We start from the raw sequence: 19,428 nt of genomic DNA, 5'->3' as shown, positions 1-19,428 counted from the left end.
TGAAGTAAAATGGTTTTATTTCACACATCCATGAATATGGCTCATTCGAATGCTTGAGCGCATCCACCTCAGCATCGTCCAGCAGGTTGAAAAGCAAGGCTCGTTGACGGCCGCCGCAGGCGTGCTGAACTTGACCCAGTCGGCCCTGAGCCACAGCATGAAGAAGCTGGAGCAGCAACTGGGCACCGACATCTGGCTGCGCGAAGGCCGCAGCCTGCGCCTGACGCAGGCCGGTCAGTACCTGCTGGCGGTGGCCAACCGGGTGCTGCCGCAACTGGATCTGGCCGAGGAGCGCCTGGGCCAGTTCGCGCAGGGCGAGCGCGGTGCGCTGCGCATCGGCATGGAATGCCACCCGTGCTACCAGTGGCTGCTCAAGGTGGTGTCTCCCTACCTGGCCGCATGGCCCGACGTGGATGTGGACGTGAAGCAGAAATTCCAGTTCGGCGGGATCGGCGCGCTCTTCGGCTACGAGATCGACCTCCTGGTCACGCCCGACCCGCTGTTCAAGCCCGGGCTGAAGTTCGAGCCCGTGTTCGACTACGAGCAGGTGCTCGTCGTGGCCAGGGGCCATGCGCTGGCCGGCGCGGCCTACGTGAAACCACAGCAACTCACCCAGGAGGTGCTCATCAGCTACCCAGTGGACATCGAACGCCTGGACATCTACAACCAGTTCCTGCTGCCCGCCGGCGTCACGCCCAAACGCCACAAGGCGATCGAAACCACCGACATCATGCTGCAGATGGTGGCCAGCGGCCGCGGCGTGGCCGCCTTGCCGCGCTGGCTGGTCGAGGAGTACGCGGCCAAGATGGACGTAGTGCCCGTGCGGCTGGGTGCGCGCGGCATCGCCAAGCAGATCTTCCTGGGCGCACGCGAGGCGGAGACCGCCATCGATTACGTGCGGGCCTTCATCGAACTGGCCCGCCAGCCTGCCGCGGCCTTCGCCATTGCGCAAAGCGCCAAACGCTGAACGCCGCGATCGAACGCAAACCGCTGGTGTCGCGTTCGATTGCCCGGGCCGAGCCCCTTTGCACCCTAGGCCGGGATGAAGGTCCCGTGAAAGCCCAGCGGCACCGCCCGGTCCATGCTGCCCTGGGCCAGCGGGCCCTGGGCCAGCCGGCGCGCGTCGAACACCGAGAGCAGCGTGCGCCGGCGGAGTAGGTCCAGCGCTGTTCCCACCAGCCAGCCCTCGCCCTCCTTGGCACTTGCGCTGCGGGCGGGGATGAACACATGCTCCTCGACCATCACGTCGGCGCCGTAGCGGTAGCGGTCCACCTTGCCGCTGTCCAGCTGAAGGCGCGCCACGCAGTCGAAGCCCGGACGGTTCGACACGGCCACGCGTTCGGCCATGAAGAGCTCTGTGTGCCGGCGGCCGACGAAGCGCGGGTCGATGCGCGGGAACTCGGCGTGGTGCGCCTGCAGGGTCTGCCGCGCGCGGCCGCTGCGCGTATCGAGCTCCACCCGGGCCACGGCATGCGCAGGCTCGCCGCCGAACTCGCCACGCATCAGCGCGCGAAAGCCCTGGACCACGCCCGATGCATCCTGCGTGCGGACGTAGTCGAGGTGGATGACGCCGTTTCGGTCCTCCCAGGCATTGCCGGTATGGAACAGGAAGCCGGCGGGCAGCTCCATCCATTGCGGCTGGTCGAGCCGGTCCTTGTGCAGCACCAGGGCCCGCATGCCCAGCTCCGGCCTCCAGACGTGGCTGTCCATGAAGGTGCTGCCCGCATGGGCCCGCTCCCGATCGAAGATGAGCGGCGGCAGCAGGAACACCAGGTGCTGCTCGGTCACCGCGAAGTCATGCACCATGGCCATGTCAGGCACCTTGAGCGTGGCGGTGCGCACCTGTCCCTGGACCGAGACCTGGTATATCGACAGCAGGCCGTGCGTGCTGCTCACGCCGAAATTCCACAGGCTGCCGTCGGCACCGATCTTGGGGTGGGCCGAAAACGGCATGCCCGCGTGTTCCGGCGTCCAGGTCTTGAGGCCGCCGGTTTCCAGCGTCCGGGCATCGAACAGGGTGGCCGAACCGCCCTCCCACAGGGCCAGGGTCTCGCCCGCGTGGTGCACCACGCTGGTGTTGGCCACGTTGCCCGCGTCGGCCGTCGGCATGGGGCTGGCGCCGGCCACCTCGGTGCCGAAGCTGTGGTACAGGCGGCGGCCGGCGGCGTTCTCGGCCACAAACTTCTGCGTGCGCAGAAAGCGTCCCTGGTGCGTGATGCCCTGGTCGCCAAAGCGGTACTGCTGGATCATCCCGTCGCCATCGAACCAGTGCTGGTAGCGCACCTCGCCCAGGCTGTGTTGCGCGGGGCCGTTGCGCAGCAGGGTGCCGCGCAGCTCCCGGGGCAGCTTGCCGCGCAACTGCATCGGCTCGGGCGCCAGGTCGGCCTGCAGGCCCTCGAAGCCCAGGGTCCAGGGCGCGCGGCTGCGCTGCTGGTTGAAGGCGTTCAGCGTGGACCCGGCCTCGGGTCCGCCGGCGTTTGCGGCGAAAGACAGAACGGGCAGGGCGGTCAGCGCGCTGCCGGCGGTTCCCAGGGCCAGGGATTGGCAAAAGAGGCGGCGGTCCATGTGCGTGTTCCTTGTGCGCCGTGCAGTCAGCGCAGCTGGATGGTGATCGTGGTGTCCTGCTGCAGATCCACGGCCGCATCCTGGAAACGGGGCGGGCCCATGTTGCCCTGGGCGTCGCGGCTGAAGCCGGTACGCTCCTGGGGGATTCCGACCAGGTTGGTATCGAGCTTGCCGTTGCCGTTCTCGTCCTGGTAGATCGACAGCGCGTAGCTGCCGGCGGGCAGGTCGCGCAGCACCATCACGGCCTTGTCGCCCGCCACCGGGGCCATCCCGCTCTGCACGGCCTTGCTGAACTGGAGCCAGCCGTCGGCAGACCCGTAGACCGCGCCCAGCACGGGCCCCTTGTCCGCCTTGGTGTTCTTCACCTCCACGGTGAGGTCGAGCGCGTGCGCGTTGCCCAGGGCCAGGACGGCGCCGGCCAGCGCCAGTGCCCGTGCCGTGCGCGGGAGGAAGGGGGTCGCCAAAGGGCGTGAAGCCATCGTCATGGGGAAGTTCTCCAGGGTGGGGGATGGAGACACCGCGTCTCCAGTGACCGCACTCTAGGAAGGCCCTGGCCGTGCCGCCACCGGCGTGCGACGAAGTGGCGCTGGCGGGGCGCGAAAGGGGCTGGTGGGGGCGCCGGTGGCAGGAGGCTTTCGTCCCCGCCACCGCCGGGCACCGGCCCGGGCTGCAGGCGGGCCCGCACACAAATAAGAATGCCCCGGCGGCAGAACGTGGGAACATGCGCCTGTACCACCGGGGAGGTAACTGCCCGAATGGGTGATTCAGGTTTGTTACGTTTTGACATACTTTGCGGTGTACATTGGTGGCTGCCGCCGCCATGACAATGTGCGGTCCATCGTTGTGAGAGGTTTCAGAGCGACTGTGATTTCTGCCGAACTCCTGACCGATCTGTTTGCGGGTGCCAGCGAAGACTTCGTGGAGTCTTCGGCGCAGGTGCGCCTGCAGGCCCTCCTCGATGCCGTGCCCGTGGCACTGATGGAATTCCGCCCGCAGGATGGGCGGCTGCTTTTGCGCGCCGCCAACTCCGCTGCGCGGCGCATGCCCGGCCTGGGCGGCGTGCGGGTCAGCGGCGCCGATGCGGTCGACGTCTTCGACCTGTTGGCCAATACCAAGCTCGTGGACCAGCTGCAGACCGTGGCTCGCACCGGCGTGCTGCTCGAGTGCCGCCAGGTGGCGCGCGAGCCGGGGCGGCTGCTGGTGGCCTGGGACGTGTCGGCACGCCGGCTGGACAACGGCTCCATCGTCGTCACGGTGCGCGATGCGAGCGAGGCCGAGAGCCTGCGCGCCGCGCTGGCCGCTGCCGAACATGCGCTGCAGGATGTGCGGCGCGAGTTGCGCGAGCAGACCGATGTGTTCAACACCATGGAAAGCCTGGCCCAGACCGGGCACTGGCGGCGCATCGAGGACCCGGGCGAGACGGTGCTGCTGTGGTCCCCCGGCCTGTGCGACATCGCCGGCGTGGAGCGCCAGGAGTGGATGAGCCCCGAGCGGGCCGTCAGCGGCATCCTGGCCGAGGACCGCCATGTGTTTGAGACCGCGCGCGAGCGCGGCACCGGCGCCGATGTCGAGTACCGCTGGAAGCGCCCGGATGGCGAGATCCGCTGGATGCGCTCGCGCGTGCGCCGCCTCACGGCCAAGGATGGCATGCGCGTGGACATGGGCGTGGTGCAGGACGTGACCGACGAGCGCCGCGCTGCCGAGCAACTGCGCGAGCAACTGCTGTTCATCCAGCGCATTGCCAGCCGCATCCCGGGCTTCATCTACCAGTACCGCCTGCACCTTGACGGTGTCACCAGCGTGCAGTACATCAGCGACGCGGTGCGCGACTTCATGGGCGTGGAGCCGCACGAGGTGACGGCCGACCATGGCGTGCTCTCCAACTGGGTGCTGGCCGAGGACCGGCCGGTGCTGCAGCGCTCGGCCCTGCAGTCGGTGCGCAAGCTCGTGCCCTGGCAGTGCGAGTACCGGGTGCGCATGCCCGATGGCAGCATCCGCTGGCACATGACGAATGCCGTGCCGCACCGCGAGGCCGACGGCTCGGTGATCTCGCATGGCTTCACCATGGACATCACCGACCGCAAGCGCGCAGAGCAGGAGATCGAGCGCCTGGCCTTCTACGACGCGCTCACGGGCCTGCCCAACCGGCGCCTGCTGCTGGACCGCCTGCAACGCTCCATCGCCGCCTGCCAGCGCAGCAAGAACCTGGGTGCCCTGCTGTTCATCGACCTCGACAACTTCAAGGACCTCAACGACACCCTGGGCCACGACATGGGCGACCAGCTCCTGTCCCAGGTCGCCACCCGCCTGGTGGGCAGCGTGCGCGAAGCCGACACCGTGGCGCGCTTTGGCGGCGACGAATTCGTCGTCATGCTGGACAACCTGAACCCCGAGCTGCAGGACGCCGCCGCCCAGGCCGAAACCGTCGCCGAAAAACTCCTGGCCAGCCTGAACCAGCCCTTCGCCCTCGGGGGCCAGCAGCACTACAGCACCCCCAGCATCGGCATCACCCTGTTTGGAGACGAACGCCTGTCGGTCGACGAACTCCTCAAACGGGCGGACCTCGCCATGTACCAGGCCAAGGCCGCCGGGCGCAACACCCAGCGCTTCTTCGACCCGGACATGCAAGCGGCCGTCAACGCCCGCTCCAACCTGGAAGCCGACCTGCGCCAGGGCCTGGCCCGAAACGAGTTGCTCGTGCACTACCAGCCCGTCGTCGACCACCAGGCACGTCTCGTAGGCGCCGAAGCCCTGGTGCGCTGGCGCCACCCCCAGCGCGGCATGATCAGCCCCGGCGACTTCATCCCCCTGGCCGAGCAGACCGGCCTGATCCTCCCACTGGGCCAGTACGTGCTGGAAACCGCCTGCAGGCAACTGCAGCGCTGGAGCCAATCGCCCGCCACCGCCCAGCTGTCCATCTCGGTGAACGTCAGCGCGCGCCAGTTCAGGCAGCCGGGCTTCGTCGCCGAAGTGCTGGGCACCTTGAAGGACTGCCAGGCCCGGCCCCAACTGCTCAAACTGGAACTCACCGAAAGCCTGCTGCTCGGGGACATCGAAGACACCATCGTGCGCATGGAGCAACTCAAGGCCGAAGGCGTGGGCTTCGCGCTCGATGACTTCGGCACCGGCTACTCGTCCCTGTCCTACCTCAAGCGGCTGCCGCTGGACCAGATCAAGATCGACCAGAGCTTCGTGCGCGACGTGCTGAGCGACCCCAATGATGCGGCCATCGTGCGCACCATCCTGGCGCTGGCCAAGAGCCTGGATTTGCAGGTGGTGGCCGAGGGGGTGGAGACGACGGGGCAGCTGGGGTTCCTTCGGCTGCATGGCTGCGAGGGGTTCCAGGGCTATCTGTTTGGCAGGCCTGTGCCGGTGGAGGAAATCGATGCAATGCTGGATCCGACGCGTTGATGATGGTCCTTGGGCGGTACCCCCGCCTGGCGGAGGCTGCGCATGGCGCAGGTGAGCAAGAACGACGGTGGCGGAAGATTCCTGGATCGCGTGCTCGAACGCGATCCCGCCTGGACGCGGGGCCTGGCACTGGTGGTGGCGCTGTCGCTGCTCGGGGCCTGGCTGGTGGTGCAGGCCGTGGTCTACTGGCGCGGCCAGGAGCGTGCGCTGGAGCGCACGCGCATCGTGCAGCAGGCGGCCGATGCGTTGATCACGCAGACCACGGGGGGCGGCCTGATCGGTGCCGTCTCGCTCATGGGCCTGAGCGAGCCCCAGCTCAAGGACATGGCGCGCGGCTACACGCCGCCGGACGATCCGGGCTCGCTGGCGCGGCTGGCCGTGGCACGCGGGCGCTTTCTGATCAGTGGCGTGTACGTGATGTCGGCCGATGGCACCGTGGTCGCGCACGAAACCGCCGGTGAGCGTGCGACCGGCTCGAACCTGGCCTTTCGCCCCTACTTCCAGTCTGCCATGAAGGGCGCCATCAGCGTCTATGCGGCCATCGGCGTGAACAGCCAGGAGCGGGGCCTGTACTACGCGGCGCCCCTGTACGAGACCGACTCGCCCACCAGCGCCATCATCGGGGTGGTGATGTTCAAGGTGGGGTTCGAGGTGGTCGATGCGCTGCTGGCGAGCACCGGCATCCCGGCCCTGCTGCTGTCACCCCAGGGCGTGGCCTTCTCGTCCACCCGGCCCGAATGGCAGTTCGCCGTGGCGCCGCCGCTCACGCAGGCGCGCATCGACGCGATCCGTGCATCGCGCCAGTTCGGGCGCCATTTCGAGAACGGCGTGGCCTCCGCCCTGCCGTTTGCACCCGATGCCAGCGAGGTGCTGCTCAATGGGGTGACCTATGCGGTGGCGAGCCGCGGCATCGAGTGGAACGACCCGGGAGGCCAGTGGCAGCTGGTGGTGCTCGACGATGTCAGCACCCTGGTGCCCACCCTGCTGCGCTGGCAGGTGGGCACAGCCGCCTTTGTGCTGCTGGCCTTGCTCGGGCTGCTGCTGCTGGACCTGCTGCGCAGCCGCGCACGCATGGCGGCTGCGCTGGAGCGTTTCCGGGTGCTGGGCGCGGCGCTGGAGAGCAGCCCCGTGGCCGTGGTCATCACCGATGGCGAGGGGCGCATCGACTGGGTGAACCCCCAGTACGAACGCAACACCGGCTATGCGCTGGACGAGGTGCGCGGCAAGAAGCCGTCCATCGTCTCCACCGACCAGACGCCGCCTCAGACCTACAAGGACATGTGGGCCACCTTGCTGTCGGGCCGGTCCTGGCGCGGCAGCTTCGTCAACCGGCGCCGCGACGCGAGCATCTACCACGACGAGGCCACGCTGTCGCCCGTGTTCGATGAGCGGGGCAAGCGCATCGCCATCGTCGGGCTGCACGAGGATGTCTCGGAGCGCATGCGTGCGCAATCCGAACTGGAGCGGCGCGAGCGCCTGCTCAACGAGCTGCTGGAGCAGCAGACGGCCATCTTCGACAATGCGCCGCCGATCCTGCTGGTCTGCGAAGGGCAGTTCCGCCAATTCAATCCGGCCTTCGTGGAGCTCATGCGCGGCACGGCTTCGCAACTGCTGGGCGGCGAGGTGACCACGCTGTTCGGCGACCAGGCGCAGTCGGACAGCTTCACGGCGCTCATCGCGCAGCGGCTGGCTTCGGGCCAGGCGCTGCGCGAGCGGGCCACGCTGCGCCGCCTGGATGGCAGCAGCTTCGAGGCCCGGCTGGCCGGGCGGCGCATCAACATGGAGGGCTACCGCTCGGCCTCCATCTGGGTCATCGAGGACGTGACCGAGGCGCGCAAGGGCGAGATCGCCATCCAGCAGGCCAATGAGCGGCTGGAAATCGCCCAGGAGGCCGGCAAGGTGGGCGTGTTCGATATCGACCTGGTGGCCGATACCGTGGTCTGGTCCGACAAGCTCGTGTCCATGCTGGGCCTGCCCGCCGGCACGCAACCCATGGGGCTAGGTTACTGGCTCGATCGCCTGCATCCGGATGACCGCGAAGAAGCCAGTGCGCACTTCAGGGCCAGCCTGGAAGGCGGCGCTACCGATCTGCGCAACTCCTGGCGCATCGTGCGCCCGGACGGCGAGGTGCGCTGGTTCCTGCTGGCCGCGCGCATCCTGCGCGACGATGCGGGCCGTGCGGTGCGCGTGGTGGGCGTGAGCGTGGACATCCAGGACCAAAAGCAGCTCGAGGAGCAGGTGGAAGAGCAACTGGGCTTCCAGCAGGCGCTGATCGATGCGATTCCCGTGCCGCTGTTCTACAAGGGGGCGGACGGGCGCTACATCGGCTTCAACCGCGCCTACGAGCAGGCCTTCGGGGTGCGCCGCAGCGACCTGGTGGGCAAGACGGTGCTCGACCTCGACTTCCTGCCGCCCGAGCAGCGCACGCGCTTCCAGGGCGACAACCTGCAGGCGATGAACGGGCTGGACTCGGTGCACCGGGAAGTGGACCTGCCGTACGCCGACGGACGGGTGCACCACACCCTGTTCTGGCTGCACGCCTTCGCGCGTGCCGATGGCTCGCCCGGTGGCGCCATCGGCACCTTCGTGGACATCACCGACCGCCGGCGTGCCGAGGAGGACCTGCGCCGCGCCAAGGAACTGGCCGAGGAGTCCACGGCACTCAAGTCCAACTTCCTGGCCAACATGAGCCACGAGATCCGCACGCCGATGAACGCCATCATCGGCATGTCGCACCTGGCGCTCAAATCGGGGCTGAACACGCGCCAGCACGACTACGTGAGCAAGATCCAGCAGGCCGGCCAGCACCTCCTGGGCGTGATCAACGACATCCTGGACTTCTCCAAGATCGAGGCCGGCAAGCTCACGGTGGAAAAGCAGCCCTTCGTGCTCGACCGCATGCTCGAGAGCGTGACCGACGTGGTCGGCTACAAGGCCGGGGCCAAGGGGCTGGAGCTGGTGTGCGACGTGGCCGCCAACGTGCCGCCCAACCTCTTGGGCGATTCGCTGCGCCTGGGCCAGATCCTGATCAACTTTGCCAACAACGCGATCAAGTTCACCGACCAGGGCGAGATCAGCATTGCCGTGCGGTTGCTCGAAGAGAGCGAAAAGCGCGTGAGCCTGCGTTTCGAGGTGCGCGACACGGGCATCGGCCTCACGGCCGAGCAGATGGGGCGCCTGTTCGAGAGCTTCCAGCAGGCCGACACCTCCACCACGCGCCGCTATGGCGGCACCGGCCTGGGCCTGGCCATCTGCAAGAGCCTGGCCGAGCTGATGGGCGGCGAGGTCGGGGTGATCAGCGAGTTCGGCAACGGCTCGACCTTCTGGGTCAGCCTGCCGCTGGAGCGCGGCGCACCGGCCCGGGTGGTGCTGCCGCCACCGGACCTGGTGGGGCGCCGGGTGCTGGTGGTGGACGACAACCACACGGCGGCCACGGTGCTGTCGGACATGCTTCAGGCCATGGGCTTCGAGGTCGAGCAGGCCTATTCGGGCCTGCAGGCGCTGGAGATCCTGCGCGAGGCCATGGCCAAGAACCGCTTTTTCGGCCTGCTGCTGCTCGACTGGCACATGCCGGGCATGGATGGTGTCGAGCTGGCCGGGCACATCCGCAGTCTGGGCATGCCCCAGGTGCCGCAGATGCTCATGGTCACGGCCTACGGGCGCGAGGACGTGATGCGCGCCGCGCGCGCGCAGGGCATCGAGACGGTGCTGATCAAGCCCGTGAATGCCTCGCTGCTGCTCGAGACCCTGATGCAGCCGCTGGAGCATGCCCTGCCCGCGCTGCAGCGCCAGTACGTGCCGCCGCCCGTGGCCGACGAGCTGCCGCTGGCCATCCGCGGTGCGCGGGTGCTGCTGGTCGAGGACAACGAGCTCAACCAGATGGTGGCCGTGGAACTGTTGCGCGATGCGGGCTTCGACGTGGATGTGGCCGGCAACGGGCAGGTGGCCATCCAGCGGCTGCACGAGGACAGCTACGACCTGGTGCTGATGGACATGCAGATGCCCGTGATGGACGGCGAGACGGCCACCCGGCACCTGCGCGCCGACCCGCGCTTTGCGCGCCTGCCCATCGTGGCCATGACGGCCAATGCCATGGATGCCGATCGCCAGCGCTGCTTTGATGCCGGCATGAACGACCATGTGGCCAAGCCCATCGACCCGGCCGCCCTGTGGAAGGCACTGGCGCGCTGGATACAGCCGCGCCCCGGGCTGGGCGTGCCCCAGGGATTGCCGCCGCCGCCGCTGCGCAACGGCGCTGGCGTGCCACCCAGCCCCCCCAGGCCCGTGGCCTGGCCCCAGGTGGCCGGGCTGGATACGGCGCTGGGGCTGCAGCGTGCCCTGGGCAAGCCGGCGCTCTACGGCGACATGCTGGGCCGGTTCGCACAAGGGCAGGCGACGGTGGTGCGTGAGATACAGGCTGCGCTCGATGCAGGCGAGGTGGGCCTGGCGGAGCGCCTGGCGCACACGCTGCGTTCGGTGGCCGCCAACATCGGTGCGCAGCCCGTGGCAGACCGCGCCTACCAGCTCGAAGACCTGCTGCGCAAGGGCCCGCAGCCGCCAGAGACCACCGCCCCCTTGCTGGCGGCGCTGGATGCGGTGCTCGCGCCCCTGATCGGCGCGCTGGAGCAGTGGCTTGCCAGTGCGCCGGGCCTGGGCGATGCCGACGGTGCGGTGCCGACCAAGGCCCCCGCGGAGCTGCTGCACCAGCTGCGCACCCTGTTGTTGCAGGACGACCCGGCAGCCGCCGAGTTTTTGCAACACAATGCCATCGTGTTGGAGGGATTCCTGGACCCGGTGTTCAAGGCAGTGGACGTGCACATTCGGAACTTTGATTTCGAACAGGCGCTGGATACCATCGCCTCTGTGGTCCCCGAGCCGCCGTCCTCGCCTGATTCCGCCACCGCCCCCTGAATGGTTCCCCCTTCGCAGGAAAGCCCATGGACAACGCGCCCTTCGCTTCTCAGCAGCCGACCCTTGTGGACAAGCCGATTGCCACGGTACTGGTGGTGGACGATACGCCCGACAACCTCACGCTGATGGGCAGCCTGCTGCGTGAGCACTACCTGGTCAAGGTTGCCAACCACGGGGAGAAGGCGCTCAAGATCGCCCAGTCGGGCACGCAGCCCGACCTCATCCTGCTGGACATCATGATGCCCGAGGTGGATGGCTACGAGGTCTGCCGGCGCCTGAAGGCATCGCCCTCCACGCGCGACATCCCGGTGATCTTCCTCACGGCCCGCTCTGACCCCGATGACGAGCGCATGGGCCTGGCGCTGGGCGCTGTGGACTACATCACCAAGCCGATCAGCCCGCCCATCCTGCTGGCGCGCGTGAACACCCACCTGGCGCTCAAGGCCACGGCCGACTTCCTGCGCGACAAGAGCGCCTACCTGGAGCGCGAGGTGGCCCTGCGCACGCTGGAGGTGCAGGCCATCCAGGACGTGACCATCATGGCCATGACCTCGCTGGCCGAAACCCGCGACAACGAGACCGGCAACCACATCCGGCGCACCCAGCTGTACGTGAAGACGCTGGCCGAGCGCCTGCGCCACCACCCGCGCTTCGAGCATGTGCTCAACGACCGCATGATCGACCTGCTGTACAAGTCGGCGCCGCTGCACGACATCGGCAAGATCGGCATTCCGGACAGCATCCTGCTCAAGCCCGGCAAGCTCACGGTGGAAGAGTTCGAGGTCATGAAGACCCACACCACGCTGGGTCGCGCCGCCATCGAGGATGCCGAAAAGCGCCTGGGCATGCGCGTGGCGTTCCTGAGCGTCTCCAAGGAGATCGCCTACAGCCACCAGGAAAAGTGGGACGGCTCGGGCTACCCGGAGGGCCTCGCGGGCGACGCCATTCCCGTGTCGGCCCGGCTCATGGCCGTGGCCGACGTGTACGACGCGCTGATCAGCAAGCGCGTGTACAAGCCCGCCTTCTCGCACGACCAGGCCTGCAGCACCATCGTGCGCGGCCGGGGCTCGCACTTCGACCCGGACATGGTCGATGCCTTCGTGGACATCGCCGAAGACTTCCGCGTCATCGCCCAGAAGTACCCAGATCCGGGGTGAGGGCAGGGCGGCGCACAGCCGCCCTGTGGATCCATCAGAGCGGGGCGCTCTGGTCCTGGCCGTCCTGGCCTTCAGCCGCCGCCTCGGCAACCGGGGCGGCGTCGGAATCGCCACTGTCGGTGGTTGCCTGGCGCACGGCCGCCTTGTCGCCAGCGCTCGCGAACTTGCTGTACTTGCCCAGGATGGGCACCAGCTGGCCATAGATGCGGGGCGTGCCGGCCAGGCACTCGCGCTGCTCCAGGAACTCGGCCTCGCCCGTGAAATTGCCCATCAGGCCACCGGCCTCGGTCACCAGGAGCGAGCCGGCGGCAATGTCCCAGATGGACAGGCCGGTCTCGAAGAAGCCGTCGGTGAAGCCCGCAGCCACGTAGGCCAGGTCGAGCGCGGCAGAGCCGGGGCGGCGCAGGCCGGCCGTGCGCTGCATCACGTCGGCCATCATGTTCATGTAGGCCTTGAAGTTGTCGCCCGGGCGGAAGGGGAAGCCCGTGGAGATCAGGCAGTCCTTGAGCTGGGTGCGCTTGCTCACGCGGATGCGGCGCTCGTTCATGTAGGCGCCACGGCCCTTGGTGGCGGTGAACAGGTCGTTGCGCGAGGGGTCGTAGATGACCGCCTGCTCGATCTTGCCCTTGACGGACAAGGCGATGCTCACGCAGTACACGGGAAAGCCGTGGATGAAGTTGGTGGTGCCGTCCAGCGGGTCGATGATCCAGACGAATTCCGAATCCTTGGCGCCGTATTCCGAACCCGACTCCTCGGCCAGGATGCCGTGGCCGGGGTAGGCCGTCAGCAGGGTTTCGATGATGATCTTCTCGGCCGCGTGGTCCACCTCGGTCACAAAGTCGTTCACCTGCTTTTGCGAGATGCGCACGGCCTCCACGTCGAGGGCCGCGCGGTTGATGATGGCGCCGGCGGCGCGTGCGGCCTTGATGGCCACGTTGAGCATGGGGTGCAGGTTGGACGACATAAATTGTGGTTTCAAGCAGTGCGCCGGCAGGGGGCGCCTTGCGAAAGAGGAGCGTGGACCACCGCCCGGCGATGCGGGCGGCGACAATAGGGCGCTAATTTTACCTGCTTTGCCGTTTTTTGTCCCGGTTTGGGGCTTATCCGGCCCCCTGTTACCCCATGAAGACCCGTTTTGTCCTGATCAACACCAGCCATGCCGGCAATGTGGGCGCCGCCGCACGCGCCCTGAAGACCATGGGCTTCGACGACCTCGTGCTGGTCGAGCCGCGCTGGGCCAACGTGCTGCGCCGCGAAGAGACCATCCAGCGCGCCAGCGGCGCCCTGGACGTGCTGGACAAGGCGCGCATCGTCGCCACGCTGGACGAGGCGCTCGACGGCATGAGCCACCTGTGCGCCACGGCCATGACGCCCAGGGACTTCGGTCCGCCGACCCGCTCGCCGCGTGAGCACTTTGCGCAACTGACCGCCCCCAGAGCGGTGGATGCTCCGCTGGAGTCGGGCGTGGCCTTCCTGTTTGGCTCCGAGCGCTTCGGCATGGCCAACGAAGACGTCTACCGCTGCCATGTGGCGCTCTCGATCCCCACGAACCCCGGTTTCGGCTCGCTGAACCTGGGCGCGGCCATCCAGGTCGTTGCCTACGACTGGCGCATGGCGCTGGGCGGCTTCGGTGCGCAGGCGGAGTCCGCGCCCGCCCCGGAACGCGAGGTGGCCGATGCCGCCCAGGTGGCCGGCATGCTGGCGCACTGGGAGCGGGCGCTGGTGGACATCGGCTTCCTCGACCCGGAGGCGCCCAAGAAGCTCATGCCGCGTCTGAACCAGCTTTTCAACCGCGCGCAACTGGGTGCCGAGGAAATCCACATCCTGCGTGGTGTCGCAAAAGCCATGATCGAGACGGCGCAGGCAAAGCGCTAGACTGCATTTCCATATTCCAAAAACAACCATAGCCATGTTTGCACGCCTGCGTTCCGACATCCAGTGCATCCTCGACCGCGATCCCGCTGCGCGCAGCACCTGGGAGGTGATCACCTGCTACCCCGGCCTGCACGCCATCTGGCTGCACCGTCCGGCGCACTGGTGCTGGGGACACGGCTTCAAGTGGCTGGGGCGCTTCATCTCGCACATCGCGCGCTGGCTCACGGGCATCGAGATCCACCCGGGCGCGAAGATCGGCGAGCGCGTGTTCTTCGACCACGCCATGGGCGTGGTGGTCGGCGAGACGGCCGAGATCGGCGACGGCTGCACCATCTACCAGGGCGTGACCCTGGGCGGCACCTCGCTCTACAAGGGCGCCAAGCGCCACCCGACGCTGGGCAAGGACGTGGTGGTGAGTGCCGGCGCCAAAGTGCTGGGCGGCTTCGAGGTCGGCGATGGCGCCAAGATCGGCAGCAATGCCGTGGTCATCAAGCCCGTGCCCGCCGGGGCCACGGCCGTGGGCATTCCGGCGCGCATCATTCCGTCCAAGGCGGGCCAGAGCGCCGATGTGACCGAGCCGCAGTCGCGCAAGTTCACGGCCTACGGCATCACGCAGGAGGATGACCCGCTGTCGCAGGCCATGCGGGGCCTGATCGACAACGCCTCCTCCCAGGAGCACCAGATCATGCTGCTGTGGCAGGCCATCGAGAAGCTCTCGACGGCGGCACCGGCCACCAAGGACTGCGTGCCCTGCGACGCAGCGACCACCGAGCAGTTCGAGGCCGGCAAGCTCAACGAACTGGTGGGCAAGTAAGCCTGGCCCCGGGCCTACTGCTTGAGGAAGCGGCGGTAGACCGCCCGCGTCTCGGCCTCGAAATAGCGCCCGGCGGTCTGCCTGGACAGCTCCGAAGTCTCCTGCCAGCCAAAGAAGATGATGGCGTCGTAGCTGTCGGAGATCTGCAGTTCCGTCTGCATGAACTCGCGAAAGGCCTGTTTGTCCCAGGCGGGCTCGCGAAAGGCCTGGGCGATGTACCAGGTCTCCACCTTGGGCTGTGCGGCCCGCGCGAGGGCCGGCAGGGTGCGCGACCAGTCGTGCAGCGCGCCGGTGGTGGCCTTGTCGCCGAGCCAGTAGGTGGTGGTGCCCACCCAGTCCACCAGCGCGATCGCCCGCGCGATGAAGGGCATCACCTGGGGATGGCCGAAGGTGGCATGCGGGCTGAACGACAGGCCGATCTTCACCTGCGGCAGGCGCTGGCGCACCAGCGCGACGGCGCGCCGCAGGTCGTCGAGTTGCGCGAGGTATTCCACCGGGTCGTCCGCCACCAGCGAGGCCTTGAGGTACATCTCGTCGAGCAGGTACACATAGACGCCGGGCTGCAGCAGGTCGGCATTCCTGGCGATGTAGGCGTCCAGCACGGCGGGGGCATCGCCCACCAGGCGGGCAGCCCCCTTGTCGGAGATGGTGAACAGGAACAAAAAGTCCAGCATGTTGGTCTTGCCGGCCTTCTGGATCGCGCGCGAGGTTTCCAGTGCGCCACCGTAACCGCCGTAGCCGGCATTGGTCATGAGGTCCGAGGTGGCCACCTGCTCGGGCGTGCCGAAGATCTCGCCCACCAGGCGTGGGGGTGGTGGCGTGGGGCCGTCGCTGCTGCTGCCGCCGCCACCGCCGCAGGCAGTGAGCAGGGCCACCAGGGCGAGCTGGAGAAGAAGTCTTTTCTTCATCATGCGGTCGGTGGGAGGTGAAGTGGATCTGCCGGCCAGTCTAGGACGGGTGCATGCCACTTCCTTGTGACCGGGCGCACCTGCGCCGGTCGAGAACCGCATCCCTGGTTACCAAATGCAAACCCGGCGCGGCGCGCCAGGCCCACGTGGCTCAGCGGTTGCGCACTGCGCTCTTGGGCCGAAAGGCCTTGCAGACCTCGTCGCGGGTTTCGAGGTAGGGGCCGCCGATCAGGTCGATGCAGTAGGGCACGGCGGCGAAGATGCCGGGCACGACGGGGCTGCCGTCGGCAGCGCGCAGGCCTTCCAGCGTCTCGGCAATCGCCTTGGGCTGGCCGGGCAGGTTGATGACCAGGCTCTGTCCGCGCACCACCGCCACCTGGCGCGAGAGGATGGCCGTGGGCACGAATCTGAGGCTGATCTGGCGCATCTGCTCGCCAAAGCCCGGCATTTCCTTGTGGGCCACGGCCAACGTGGCCTCGGGCGTCACGTCGCGCAGGGCCGGGCCGGTGCCGCCGGTGGTGAGCACCAGGCTGCAGCCCGCGCTGTCCACCAGCTCGATCAGCGTGGCGCTGATGTCCGCCTGTTCGTCAGGGATCAGCCGGGACTCGAAGGTGACGGGGTTGCGCAGTGCGCGCGTGAGCCAGTCCTGCAGCGCGGGCAGGCCCTTGTCCTCGTACACGCCGCTGCTGGCGCGGTCGCTGATGGAGACGATGCCGATGCGCACGGGGTCGTGCGTGGCGGCTGCTTCAGTCATCGCCATCGTCCTCTTCCTCTTCTTCATCGCCTGCGGGGGCGCCGCCCAGGTGCTCGCGCACCAGCTGGAAAAGCTCGCGGTAGGCGCGGCCCTTGCGCGGCGCCAGGCCTTGCGACACGGCGGCCTTGTCGGCCGGTGGTGCATCTTTGCGCGCCTGGCGGATCAGGGCGCGCAGCTGCTGGGTGTCGGTATCGGGGTGCTCGGCCATCCAGGGGGCCAGGGCCTCGTCATCGGCAATCAGGCGGTCGCGCCAGTGCTCGGCCAGGTGCAGGGCCAGCTTGTCGTCGGCCGAGCCCTTGTGCTGCTCTTCGAGCGCCTGGCGGGCGGCCTCGACCACGCTGGGTTCGAGCTTGCGCATGAGTTTGCCCACGTACTGCATCTGGCGGCGCTTGCCTTCGAAGTTGGTGATGCGCTTGGCCTCGGCCAGCGCATCCACCAGCTTGTCGGGCAGGCCCACCTTGTCGAACAGATCGGTGCGCAGGGTCAGAAGCTCCTTGCCCAGGTCCTGCAGGGCATCGCTTTCGCGCTTGAGATCGGTTCGGCTGGCATCGGGCGTGCCTTTGAGTTCGGCCTTGAGCTGAAGGTCCAGTTCGCTGCCTTCGGCAACGAAATGGCCCTTCACAAAGTAGCCTTTTTTGGGTTTGCGTGACATGGGTGGGGGCAAAAGGGAGGTGGCGCAGCGCGCGCCACAGCGGCAAGTATCATAGCTGCCGCTATGAATAAACCCTCCATCCGCGCCCCGCGCGCCCCCGGCGCCCCGGCCGCCACCGCATCCGGCACCCCCGACAACGGCTTCAGCTATAGCCGTCCGTTCTTCGAAGAACTGGTGGACCGCGCCCTCGCGCATGCCAAAAAGCTGGGCGCCACCGACGCCGGTGCCGAGGCCTCGGAAGGCTGCGGCCTCTCGGTCAGCGTGCGCAAGGGCGAGCTCGAGACCGTGGAGCGCAACCGCGACAAGTCGCTCGGCATCACCGTCTACATCGGCAACCGCCGCGGCAATGCCAGCACCTCCGATTTTTCCAGCAAGGCCATCGAGCAGACGGCGCAGGCCGCCTACGACATTGCCCGCTTCACGGCCGAAGACCCGATGGCCGGCCTGCCCGATGCCGACGACATTGCGCCCACGGACACGCACCGCGACCTGGACCTGTTCCACCCCTGGTCCATCGACAGCGAGCAGGCCGCGAAGATGGCCATGGAATGCGAGGCCGCGGCCCTGAAGGCCAGCCGCCGCATCACCAACAGCGAAGGTGCGGGCGTATCGGCCCAGCAAAGCCATTTCTTCAGTGCCCACACGCGCGGTTTCCGCGGTGGCTATGCCTCGTCGCGCCACAGCTTCTCGGTGGCGCCCATCGCCTCGCTGCCCGGCCGCAACGCCGAAATGCAGCGCGACGCCTGGTACAGCTCCATGCGCGATGCGGCCGAACTGGCCTCGCCGCAGGCCGTGGGCCGCTACGCGGCCCAGCGGGCCCTGTCCCGCCTGGGCAGCCGCAAGATCCCCACCACGCAGTGCCCGGTGCTGTTCGAATCCACCCTGGCCGCGGGCCTGCTCGGCGGCTTCGTGCAGGCCGTGAGCGGCGGCGCGCTCTACCGCAAGAGCAGCTTTTTGCTCGACTCGCTGGGCAAGCGCGTTTTTCCCAAGCACATCGACATCGAAGAGGACCCCTTCATCCTGCGCGGCAAGGGCAGCTCGCCCTTCGACGATGAAGGCGTGCGCGTGGCACCGCGCAAGGTGGTCAAGGGCGGGCGCGTGGAGGGCTATTTCCTGTCCACCTACTCGGCGCGCAAGCTGGGCATGAAGACCACCGGCAATGCCGGCGGCTCGCACAACCTGACCATGACCTCGCGCCTGACCCAGGCCAGCGACGACCTCGACGCCATGCTGCAAAAGCTGGGCACGGGCCTGTTCGTGATCGAGCTCATGGGCCAGGGCGTGAACTACGTGACCGGCGACTACTCGCGCGGCGCGAGCGGCTTCTGGGTCGAGAACGGCCGCATCGCCTACCCCGTGCACGAGATCACCATCGCCGGCAACCTCAAGGACATGCTGCAGGGCATCGAGGCAGTCGGTGCCGACACCTACAACTACGGTGCCAAGTCCGTGGGCTCCATCCTCGTGAACCGCATGAAGGTGGCGGGCAGCTGACAGAGGCCCGCTGCCACCTTACCCATCAGCGTGCCGGCGCGGAACGCTGATGCTTCCTTTTCCCGGTGGCGGGGCATGCCTGCCGCCACCGCTGCCAGGTCGAGGGGCATGGGCGCGCGCCTGGCCAGCCGTGCAAGCGCCGGCGGCACCGTGCGCCGCTGGGCAGGAGGGTCACAGCGTCTTGGTCAGCGTGACGATCACGCGCGATTGGTTGACGGGACCGAAGTAGTCCTTCTTGGTGGCGCCCACCACGGCAGCGCCCAGCGACAGGCCCGAACCGAAGTCATAGGCACCGCCGACGCTGTAGTCCAGGTAGTTGGGAGCAGCGATGTCGCCACCGAAGCGCGTGTAGCCCACCGAGGCCTTGGCGGTGATCTTGGGTGCCACTTCCTGCGCGAACGCCAGGTTCAGGTAGCCGGTGTTGCGGCCCTTGAAGCCAGGACCGGCGTAGGCGAAGTAGTCCTTGGACAGCGTGTGCGAGTACTTGGCCGTCACGGGGCCGAAGGTGGCCGCGCCATAGACTTCGGTGGTGTTGCCGTTGCTGTTGCCGGGGTAGATGTAGGTCAGCAGGCCCACGTCCAGGTCGACCGAGCCGGCCTTGAACTTGTAGCCGCCATAGATGTCGGACTCGATGGAGTTGCGGGGCAGCCAGTCGACGCTGGAGTTCCAGTTGCCGACATAGAAACCGGATTCGCCGAAAGCGTAGTCGAAGCCGCCCTGGATGGCGGGCTTGACCGCCCGGGCCTTGGAGACATCCTGGTCCTGGCCACGGAACTTGTAGTTGGTGGTCAGGCTGACGTTGCCCGTCAGCTGGGCGCTGGCCAGAAGGGGGAGAGCGGCCACTGCAGCCGTGAAGAGCACTTTGGGGGACAGCATTTTCATGAAAC

The 19,428-nt window shown here is 67.8% G+C and carries 14 protein-coding genes; 7 read left to right on the top strand and 7 right to left on the bottom strand.

What is annotated here, in order from left to right; genetic code table 11:
- The first annotated feature begins 49 nt into the window (after positions 1-49).
- A complete protein-coding gene (locus AC07PA_RS09375) occupies positions 50-967 on the top strand; it encodes a LysR family transcriptional regulator (RefSeq protein WP_007853682.1) in 918 nt (305 codons plus the stop codon).
- Between the two features lie 65 nt (positions 968-1,032).
- On the opposite strand, the gene AC07PA_RS09370 is transcribed toward AC07PA_RS09375, so the two are convergent.
- Positions 1,033-2,565 (bottom strand): carotenoid oxygenase family protein, encoded by a 1,533-nt coding sequence (locus AC07PA_RS09370; protein WP_494604828.1) that lies wholly within the window; start codon positions 2,563-2,565, stop codon positions 1,033-1,035.
- Between the two features lie 26 nt (positions 2,566-2,591).
- Positions 2,592-3,050 (bottom strand): DUF2141 domain-containing protein, encoded by a 459-nt coding sequence (locus AC07PA_RS09365; protein WP_494604826.1) that lies wholly within the window; start codon positions 3,048-3,050, stop codon positions 2,592-2,594.
- Positions 3,051-3,429: 379 nt separating this feature from the next.
- On the opposite strand from AC07PA_RS09365, the gene AC07PA_RS09360 reads away from it, so the two are divergent.
- From AC07PA_RS09360 to AC07PA_RS09350, 3 genes are read left to right on the top strand one after another with little or no spacing between them, the layout of a single operon-like run.
- Positions 3,430-5,976: a sensor domain-containing protein gene (locus tag AC07PA_RS09360; RefSeq protein ID WP_494604824.1), complete on the top strand. Its 2,547-nt coding sequence runs from the start codon at positions 3,430-3,432 to the stop codon at positions 5,974-5,976.
- Positions 5,977-6,018: 42 nt separating this feature from the next.
- Complete coding sequence (locus AC07PA_RS09355; RefSeq protein WP_494604822.1) at positions 6,019-10,887, top strand: PAS domain S-box protein; 4,869 nt, start codon at positions 6,019-6,021, stop codon at positions 10,885-10,887.
- A gap of 26 nt (positions 10,888-10,913) precedes the next feature.
- Positions 10,914-12,044, top strand: a complete 1,131-nt coding sequence (locus tag AC07PA_RS09350; protein WP_494604820.1) for a response regulator — start codon at positions 10,914-10,916, stop codon at positions 12,042-12,044.
- Positions 12,045-12,078: 34 nt separating this feature from the next.
- On the opposite strand, the gene AC07PA_RS09345 is transcribed toward AC07PA_RS09350, so the two are convergent.
- Positions 12,079-13,008, bottom strand: a complete 930-nt coding sequence (locus AC07PA_RS09345) for an inositol monophosphatase family protein (protein ID WP_494604818.1) — start codon at positions 13,006-13,008, stop codon at positions 12,079-12,081.
- 158 nt (positions 13,009-13,166) lie between these two features.
- Here AC07PA_RS09345 and AC07PA_RS09340 point away from each other — a divergent pair, with 158 nt between their 5' ends.
- On the top strand, positions 13,167-13,919 hold the full coding sequence (locus AC07PA_RS09340) for an RNA methyltransferase (protein ID WP_494604816.1): 753 nt from the start codon (positions 13,167-13,169) through the stop codon (positions 13,917-13,919).
- 34 nt (positions 13,920-13,953) lie between these two features.
- Entirely contained in the window at positions 13,954-14,733 is a 780-nt protein-coding gene (gene cysE / locus AC07PA_RS09335; RefSeq protein ID WP_007856437.1) for a serine O-acetyltransferase, read from the top strand.
- Positions 14,734-14,747: 14 nt separating this feature from the next.
- Here cysE and AC07PA_RS09330 read toward each other — a convergent pair whose 3' ends face one another.
- The 3 genes from AC07PA_RS09330 to yjgA all read right to left on the bottom strand — a co-directional run bounded on the left by AC07PA_RS09330 (position 14,748) and on the right by yjgA (position 17,047).
- The gene (locus AC07PA_RS09330; RefSeq protein ID WP_494604814.1) at positions 14,748-15,641 is read right to left on the bottom strand and encodes a hypothetical protein; all 894 of its coding nucleotides are present in this window, start codon (positions 15,639-15,641) and stop codon (positions 14,748-14,750) included.
- 151 nt (positions 15,642-15,792) lie between these two features.
- A complete protein-coding gene (gene mog, locus AC07PA_RS09325) occupies positions 15,793-16,395 on the bottom strand; it encodes a molybdopterin adenylyltransferase (protein WP_494605253.1) in 603 nt (200 codons plus the stop codon).
- Positions 16,388-17,047, bottom strand: coding sequence for a ribosome biogenesis factor YjgA (gene yjgA / locus AC07PA_RS09320; RefSeq protein ID WP_007856433.1), 660 nt, complete (start codon positions 17,045-17,047; stop codon positions 16,388-16,390). The genes mog and yjgA overlap by 8 nt, the downstream gene beginning before the upstream one ends.
- 63 nt (positions 17,048-17,110) lie before the next feature.
- Between yjgA and pmbA the strand changes: the two genes are divergently transcribed.
- A complete protein-coding gene (gene pmbA / locus AC07PA_RS09315; RefSeq protein ID WP_494604812.1) occupies positions 17,111-18,541 on the top strand; it encodes a metalloprotease PmbA in 1,431 nt (476 codons plus the stop codon).
- Positions 18,542-18,712: 171 nt separating this feature from the next.
- Here pmbA and AC07PA_RS09310 read toward each other — a convergent pair whose 3' ends face one another.
- Complete coding sequence (locus AC07PA_RS09310; protein ID WP_494604810.1) at positions 18,713-19,423, bottom strand: TorF family putative porin; 711 nt, start codon at positions 19,421-19,423, stop codon at positions 18,713-18,715.
- Positions 19,424-19,428 lie beyond the last annotated feature (5 nt).

This window comes from Acidovorax sp. GW821-FHT09B03, assembly GCF_059418305.1.
Note: the sequence above shows the minus strand (reverse complement) of the source record. Positions and strands in the feature narration are given on the sequence as shown.

Coding starts and splice junctions, on each gene's coding strand:
- AC07PA_RS09340 (WP_494604816.1), top strand. CDS start 13,167: ATGAAGACCCGTTTTGTCCTGATCAACACCAGCCATGCCGGCAATGTG.
- AC07PA_RS09375 (WP_007853682.1), top strand. CDS start 50: ATGCTTGAGCGCATCCACCTCAGCATCGTCCAGCAGGTTGAAAAGCAA.
- AC07PA_RS09355 (WP_494604822.1), top strand. CDS start 6,019: ATGGCGCAGGTGAGCAAGAACGACGGTGGCGGAAGATTCCTGGATCGC.
- AC07PA_RS09345 (WP_494604818.1), bottom strand. CDS start 13,008: ATGTCGTCCAACCTGCACCCCATGCTCAACGTGGCCATCAAGGCCGCA.
- pmbA (WP_494604812.1), top strand. CDS start 17,111: ATGAATAAACCCTCCATCCGCGCCCCGCGCGCCCCCGGCGCCCCGGCC.
- yjgA (WP_007856433.1), bottom strand. CDS start 17,047: ATGTCACGCAAACCCAAAAAAGGCTACTTTGTGAAGGGCCATTTCGTT.
- cysE (WP_007856437.1), top strand. CDS start 13,954: ATGTTTGCACGCCTGCGTTCCGACATCCAGTGCATCCTCGACCGCGAT.
- AC07PA_RS09370 (WP_494604828.1), bottom strand. CDS start 2,565: ATGGACCGCCGCCTCTTTTGCCAATCCCTGGCCCTGGGAACCGCCGGC.
- AC07PA_RS09330 (WP_494604814.1), bottom strand. CDS start 15,641: ATGAAGAAAAGACTTCTTCTCCAGCTCGCCCTGGTGGCCCTGCTCACT.
- AC07PA_RS09365 (WP_494604826.1), bottom strand. CDS start 3,050: ATGACGATGGCTTCACGCCCTTTGGCGACCCCCTTCCTCCCGCGCACG.
- AC07PA_RS09310 (WP_494604810.1), bottom strand. CDS start 19,423: ATGAAAATGCTGTCCCCCAAAGTGCTCTTCACGGCTGCAGTGGCCGCT.
- mog (WP_494605253.1), bottom strand. CDS start 16,395: ATGACTGAAGCAGCCGCCACGCACGACCCCGTGCGCATCGGCATCGTC.
- AC07PA_RS09350 (WP_494604820.1), top strand. CDS start 10,914: ATGGACAACGCGCCCTTCGCTTCTCAGCAGCCGACCCTTGTGGACAAG.